This is a genomic window from Escherichia sp. MOD1-EC5990, from assembly GCF_002965285.1.
Classification (GTDB): domain Bacteria; phylum Pseudomonadota; class Gammaproteobacteria; order Enterobacterales; family Enterobacteriaceae; genus Escherichia; species Escherichia coli_F.
The window spans coordinates 1-4,456 of record NZ_PTRV01000049.1 but is presented as its reverse complement, the minus strand read 5'-3'; the positions used below and the strand labels follow the sequence as shown (position 1 = coordinate 4,456).

Genomic DNA, 4,456 nt, shown 5'->3' with positions numbered 1-4,456 from the left:
CCCAGCAGGATGTGCTCACGAGTCTGCGGCATCGGGCCGTCAGTCGCAGCAACTACCAGGATCGCGCCGTCCATCTGGGCAGCACCGGTGATCATGTTTTTAACATAGTCGGCGTGCCCCGGGCAGTCTACGTGTGCGTAGTGACGAGTCGGGGTGTCGTATTCAACGTGAGAAGTGTTGATGGTGATACCACGAGCTTTTTCTTCCGGCGCGTTATCGATCTGGTCGAATGCGCGAGCAGCACCGCCGTAGGTTTTAGCCAGTACGGTAGTGATTGCAGCGGTCAGCGTTGTTTTACCATGGTCAACGTGGCCGATAGTACCGACGTTAACGTGCGGTTTTGTACGTTCAAACTTTTCTTTAGACATCGATTGTCCCTCTAAGACACGGATAAATCGGTGATATCACCACATCAACCAGGCAACATGCCCGACTTGTTGAATGCAATAAACAGAAGGAAAAAACAGGGAGGAGAAAAGAAGTGGTGCTGATAGGCAGATTCGAACTGCCGACCTCACCCTTACCAAGGGTGCGCTCTACCAACTGAGCTATATCAGCACATCTTGGAGCGGGCAGCGGGAATCGAACCCGCATCATCAGCTTGGAAGGCTGAGGTAATAGCCATTATACGATGCCCGCATCCTGGAACTCGGCTACCTGATTTTCATTCTGCACTGAATATCGAGAGAAGCTCTCTTTATTCGAGCCGGTAAGCGAACTTATCGTCTCGGGCTACGCCATCGCGTGGCCGAAATTGGTGGTGGGGGAAGGATTCGAACCTTCGAAGTCTGTGACGGCAGATTTACAGTCTGCTCCCTTTGGCCGCTCGGGAACCCCACCGGACTTGATGGTGCCGACTACCGGAATCGAACTGGTGACCTACTGATTACAAGTCAGTTGCTCTACCTACTGAGCTAAGTCGGCATCAAGTAGCGCGCATTCTATGGAGACATGCGAGTTCATGCAACTAAAAAATTGCATAATTTGTTTTATTGGTCACATTTTATGCGACGCGATGAAGAAACAGTCGAACAGAGGGCAAATTAGCACACTTTTTCAACATCATTGTTCTCAACAATGCGCTCCTTCTAAAGCGCAATTCTTTTTATCAGATGGAATATCTGTCACATTGCTTTTCAACGATAGCTTCCTGGGAGAGATTTTTTCTTATTATTCCTCCCCATCTGGTGTTACCCTCCTGCCCATTAACCCATTCAACAGAACTGTGACGCGCCATGGCAAATATCGTTTTGCCGATAGAGCTATGACCGCCAGAAACATGCTTATGAGTATAAAAGAGCAAACGTTAATGACGCCTTACCTACAGTTTGACCGCAACCAGTGGGCAGCTCTGCGTGATTCCGTACCTATGACGTTATCGGAAGATGAGATCGCCCGTCTCAAAGGTATTAATGAAGATCTCTCGTTAGAAGAAGTTGCCGAGATCTATTTACCTCTGTCACGTTTGCTGAACTTCTATATAAGCTCGAATCTGCGCCGTCAGGCAGTTCTGGAACAGTTTCTTGGTACCAACGGGCAACGCATTCCTTACATTATCAGTATCGCAGGTAGCGTCGCGGTGGGGAAAAGTACAACCGCCCGTGTATTGCAGGCACTATTAAGCCGTTGGCCGGAGCATCGTCGTGTTGAGCTGATCACTACAGATGGCTTCCTTCACCCTAATCAGGTGCTGAAAGAACGTGGTCTGATGAAGAAGAAAGGCTTTCCGGAATCGTATGATATGCATCGCCTGGTGAAGTTTGTTTCCGATCTCAAATCCGGCGTGCCAAACGTTACGGCACCTGTTTACTCGCATCTTATTTATGATGTGATCCCGGATGGAGATAAAACTGTTGTTCAGCCTGATATTTTAATTCTTGAAGGGTTAAATGTCTTACAGAGCGGGATGGATTATCCACACGATCCACATCATGTTTTTGTTTCTGATTTTGTCGATTTTTCGATATATGTTGATGCACCGGAAGACTTACTTCAGATGTGGTATATCAACCGTTTCCTGAAATTCCGCGAAGGGGCTTTTACAGACCCGGATTCCTATTTTCATAACTACGCGAAATTAACTAAAGAAGAAGCGATTAACACTGCCATGACATTGTGGAAAGAGATCAACTGGCTGAACTTAAAGCAAAATATTCTACCTACTCGCGAGCGCGCCAGTTTAATCCTGACAAAGAGTGCTAATCACGCGGTAGAAGAGGTCAGACTACGCAAATAATTTAAAGGGGAGCTAATGCTCCCCTTTCTTATTTTTCTGCACTACGCAGGGATATTTCACCGCCCATCCAGGGTTTTATTATTCCATCCTGCTCAAGCAATAAAGCGCCTTGTTTGTCTATTCCGCGTGAAATGCCAAATATTTCTTTATCACCAATGATAAGTTTCACTGGGCGATTAATAAAATTATCCAGTTTTTCCCAGCGCGACAGATAAGGTGCCAATCCTTCTTGCTCGAAGAGTTCCAGCGCCGCACGTAATTCACGTATTAGCATGGCCGCCAACGCATTACGATCGAGATTGATCCCAGCTTCCTGCAGCGTGATCCACCCCTGATTAACGACACTCTCTTCAACACGACGCATTGCCATGTTGATCCCGGCACCAACGACTATTTGCGCCGCATCGCCGGTTTTGCCAGTCAGCTCCACAAGAATACCTGCCAGCTTGCGATCCTGCAGATAGAGGTCATTCGGCCATTTAACACGAACTTTATGAGCGCCCAACTTGCGTAATACTTCCGCCATCACGATACCGATAACCAGACTTAAACCAATCGCCGCAGCCGGGCCTTGTTCCAGACGCCAGAACATCGACAAATATAAGTTTGCGCCAAAAGGTGAAAACCATTTCCGACCTCGGCGACCACGTCCTGCCTGCTGGTATTCAGCAACGCAGGCATCACCCGATTTAAGCTCTCCGATACGATCAAGAAGATACTGATTCGTGGAGTCAATAACTGGCAGCACGGCTACACTACCGCTATCCAGCTGACTCAATATCTGTTCAGCATTAAGTAACTGGATGGGCTCAGGCAGGCTGTATCCTTTACCCGGAACGGTAAAGACATCAACGCCCCAGTCACGCAGTGTTTGAATATGTTTATTAATGGCCGCCCGGCTCATTCCTAACGTTTCACCCAGCTGCTCACCAGAGTGAAATTCGCCATTCGCTAATAGCGTGATTAATTTTAGCGGAACGGTATTATCCTTCATGAAATCGTCTCCACTGCGCTAACTTCACCTGATGTACCAATAAAGCGAACTTCTGGCTCAAGCCAGACATTAAATTTTTCACCCACTTTCTGTCTTACATGATGTGCCAGCTGCACAATATCTTCGCTTTTTGCATTGCCTTCATTAATGAGAACTAACGCCTGTTGACGGTGTACCGCAGCCCCACCAATTTGTGTTCCTTTTAGCTGGCACTGATCGATAAGCCAACCAGCGGCCAGTTTTACTGAACCATCCGTCTGGGGATAATTTGGTGCTGTTGGAAATTGTGCCAGTAATGCTTTAGCCGTTTCGGCAGATACAACAGGGTTTTTGAAGAAACTACCGGCATTGCCATTCACTTTTGGATCAGGGAGTTTGGTGGTGCGCATATGACACACCGCATCAAATACTTGCTGTGGCGTTACGGTTGTAGGATCCAGACGAGTTAAGTCACCATACGTTAGTACAGGTTGCCACTCTTTTGGCAGGCGCAGACCTACGGCTACAATGGCGAAGCGGTCCTGGTATTCATGTTTAAAAATACTGTCGCGATAGCCAAAACGGCACTCTTTGGCAGTTAAGCGCACTTGCTTGCCTGTCGCCAGTTCAACACAGTCAACATAAGCGCAAACTCGCTGTAATTCTACGCCATAAGCACCAATATTCTGGATAGGTGATGAGCCGACACAACCAGGAATTAACGCCAGATTTTCCAGACCTGGCATACCTTCCTGCAAAGTGTATTTTACCAGGCGATGCCAGTTTTCTCCGGCTCCTACATGTAAATACCACGCATCAGGTTCATCATGAATTTCGATACCTTTGATCCGGTTGATGATCACCGTGCCGCGATAGTCTTCCAGAAAAAGTACATTACTTCCTTCACCCAGAATAAGAACGGGTTGCCCTTCTGCGGTTGCATGCTGCCAGGCATTGAGTAGTTGTTGTTCGTCTTCGGCACATACAATGTGCTGAGCATTATGATCAATGCCAAATGTGTTCCAGGGTTTTAAGGAGTGGTTCATAGCTGCTTTCCTGATGCAAAAACGAGGCTAGTTTACCGTATCTGTGGGGGGATGGCTTGTAGTTATGACGACAGGAAGAGTTTGTAGAAACGCAAAAAGGCCCAGTCTTCCGACTGGGCCTTCTGCTTAATTTGATGCCTGGCAGTTCCCTACTCTCGCATGGGGAGACCCCACACTACCATCGGCGCTACGGCGTTTCAC

4 protein-coding genes and 4 tRNA genes are annotated in these 4,456 nt (G+C 47.7%); 1 reads left to right on the top strand and 7 read right to left on the bottom strand.

Features of this window, described 5'->3' with window-relative positions:
- The 5 genes from BEB42_RS25635 to BEB42_RS25615 form a co-directional block, all read right to left on the bottom strand.
- Nucleotides 1-368 (bottom strand): GTP-binding protein (locus tag BEB42_RS25635; protein ID WP_002444880.1); only part of this gene is annotated, 368 nt, incomplete at its 3' end.
- 114 nt (nt 369-482) lie between these two features.
- A tRNA-Thr gene (locus BEB42_RS25630) sits at nt 483-558 on the bottom strand.
- A gap of 6 nt (nt 559-564) precedes the next feature.
- A tRNA-Gly gene (locus BEB42_RS25625) sits at nt 565-639 on the bottom strand.
- Between the two features lie 116 nt (nt 640-755).
- Nucleotides 756-840, bottom strand: a tRNA-Tyr gene (locus BEB42_RS25620).
- Between the two features lie 8 nt (nt 841-848).
- A tRNA-Thr gene (locus BEB42_RS25615) sits at nt 849-924 on the bottom strand.
- Between the two features lie 361 nt (nt 925-1,285).
- Here BEB42_RS25615 and coaA point away from each other — a divergent pair.
- On the top strand, nt 1,286-2,236 hold the full coding sequence (gene coaA, locus BEB42_RS25600; protein ID WP_000023079.1) for a type I pantothenate kinase: 951 nt from the start codon (nt 1,286-1,288) through the stop codon (nt 2,234-2,236).
- A 28-nt stretch (nt 2,237-2,264) separates the two neighbouring features.
- On the opposite strand, the gene birA is transcribed toward coaA, so the two are convergent.
- Both birA and murB read right to left on the bottom strand, forming a co-directional pair.
- Nucleotides 2,265-3,230 (bottom strand): bifunctional biotin--[acetyl-CoA-carboxylase] ligase/biotin operon repressor BirA, encoded by a 966-nt coding sequence (birA, locus tag BEB42_RS25595; protein ID WP_000654644.1) that lies wholly within the window; start codon nt 3,228-3,230, stop codon nt 2,265-2,267.
- A complete protein-coding gene (murB, locus tag BEB42_RS25590) occupies nt 3,227-4,255 on the bottom strand; it encodes a UDP-N-acetylmuramate dehydrogenase (protein ID WP_001016658.1) in 1,029 nt (342 codons plus the stop codon). The genes birA and murB overlap by 4 nt, the downstream gene beginning before the upstream one ends.
- Nucleotides 4,256-4,456 lie beyond the last annotated feature (201 nt).